The organism is Kitasatospora sp. NPDC024654, assembly GCF_055559155.1.
The window spans coordinates 1-2058 of sequence record NZ_JBVHLF010000237.1; the positions used below are offsets into that span (position 1 = coordinate 1).

Below are 2058 nucleotides of genomic sequence, written 5' to 3' on the forward strand. Positions count from 1 at the left end.
TCGTGGTCATCGACTGCACCGACACCGGCGCGTCACCACCCACCGGGACGTTCCCGACCATGATCTGCCGGGACACCCGGCGAGTCGCCAGCGGCAGATGCGGAAGGGACGGAATACCGAGCGAGATCGCGGTCATGGCTGTGCTCATCCTCGTTCATGCGGTCGTGTGCTGGTGGTGCCATCGTCCGGCCCGGAGCGACGGCCCGTCATGCTGGACGGCGCCTTCGGGGGGCCCCACCCGGCGCACGCTGGAGCACGCGCGCCGGGGGTGGACTGCTACTGGGGGCCCCGGGTCCCGCCCACGGTCTCGCGGGCCGCCCGCAGCGACTCCTTGAGCGAGCCCATGGTGGCGAGCACCGCCGTCGGCTCGTACCCGCAGTGCGCCATGCAGTTCTCGCAGCGCGGGTCCCGACCGCGGCCGTACTTCGACCAGTCGGTCTTCTCGATCAGCTCGCGGTAGGTCGGGACATACCCGTCGGCCATCAGGTAGCAGGGTCGCTGCCACCCGAAGAGCGAGTAGTTGGGGATGCCCCAGGCGGTGCACTCGAAGTCGACCTTCCCCTCCAGGAAGTCCAGGAAGAGCGGGCTGTGGTTGAGCCGCCAGCGGCGGCGGTTGCCACCGGCGAAGGACTTCCGGAACAACTCCCTGGTCTGCTCCACGCCGAGGAAGTGCTCCTGGTCGGGTGCCTTCTCGTAGGCGTAGGCCGGGGAGATCATCATCTCGTCGACCTTGAGCTCGTCGTTGAGGTAGTCGAGCACCTCGATCACGGTCTGCGGCGTGTCGGTGTTGAAGAACGTGCTGTTGGTCGTCACCCGGAAACCGCGGCGCTTCGCCTCCTTGATGGCCTCCACCGCCTCGTCGAAGGTCCCCTCCTTGGCCACCGACTCATCGTGCCGCTCGCGCAGCCCGTCGATGTGCACGGTGAAGGTGAAGTACGGCGAAGGAGTGAACTTGTCGAGTTTCTTGCGCAGCAGCAGCGCGTTCGTGCAGAGGAAGACGTACTTCCGCCGCTCCACCAGCTGGCGCACGATCTCGTCGATCTGCGGGTGCATCAGCGGCTCGCCACCGGCGATCGACACCATCGGCGCGCCCGACTCCAGGACCGCGCCGACCGCCTGGGCGACCGGCATCCGCTGCTTGAGCACACCGGCCGGGTGCTGGATCTTGCCGCAGCCCTCGCAGGCGAGGTTGCAGGCGAAGAGCGGCTCCAGCTCGACGATCAGGGGGAACTTGTCCCGCCGCTTGAGCAGCTTCTGCTGCATGAGATAGGTACTGACCCGCACGGTCTGACGCAGCGGCATGGCCATGGCTAGCTCGCCTCCTGGGGGAGCGTCGGCTTGGAAGAATGGGTCGACAGGAAGACCTCGGGGGACCGTGGCCGAGCCCGGGGCGCGGGTGCGGCGACCGCGCGGTGCCAGCCGAGCAGGGCGGGGGCGGCGGCGCGCAGCGCCCGCCAGGCGCGCAGGCCGGCCGGCAACGTTCCCGGGCGCAACAGCTCGCGCCCGGGGGTGTCCACCACCACCCGGACCGCGGCCGCCGGAAGCCCGGCCGGCAGGCGGCCGAGCACCGCGGCGGACTCCATGTCCACCGCGAGCGCCCCGGCCCGGTGCAGCCGCCCGCGCTCCGGACCGCGCACCACGTGGTCGGCGGAGTGCAGCACCCCACGGCGCACGGTCAGGCCCAGGGTGCGCAGCCCCTCGGCGAGCGCGTCCGGGGCGGCCACCGGCCAGGCGGTGCCGGCGGCGTCGCGCACCTCGTCGGCGACCAGCAGGTCGCCGGGGGCGAGCCCGGGCGCCACCGCCGCGCAGAAACCGGTCACCACGACGGCGTCGTAGCCGCCGGCCGCGAGCAGCGCGTCCGCCGTACGGCCGGGGGGGGGGGGGGGGGGGGGGGGGGGGGGGGGGACAGGGGGGGGGGGGGGGGGGGGGGGGGGGGGGGGGGGGTGGGAGTGGGTGGGTGGGGGGGGGGGGTGTACGTGGTCGGGTTGGTGCTGCGCGACCTCGCATCGGCCAACGTGTTGGTCCGGCCGGACGGTTCGCTGCGCATGCTGGACCTCG

2 protein-coding genes and 1 pseudogene are annotated in these 2058 nt (G+C 72.3%); all 3 read right to left on the reverse strand.

Features of this window, described 5'->3' with window-relative positions:
• Positions 1-136, reverse strand: a pseudogene (locus ACZ38L_RS39255) (flavodoxin-dependent (E)-4-hydroxy-3-methylbut-2-enyl-diphosphate synthase); the annotation flags it as partial.
• 140 nt (positions 137-276) lie between these two features.
• Positions 277-1308, reverse strand: coding sequence for an adenosyl-hopene transferase HpnH (hpnH, locus tag ACZ38L_RS39260; RefSeq protein WP_396568524.1), 1032 nt, complete (start codon positions 1306-1308; stop codon positions 277-279).
• A gap of 2 nt (positions 1309-1310) precedes the next feature.
• The coding region (locus ACZ38L_RS39265) for a 5'-methylthioadenosine/S-adenosylhomocysteine nucleosidase family protein (RefSeq protein WP_465702911.1) at positions 1311-2058 on the reverse strand (748 nt) is incomplete at its 5' end.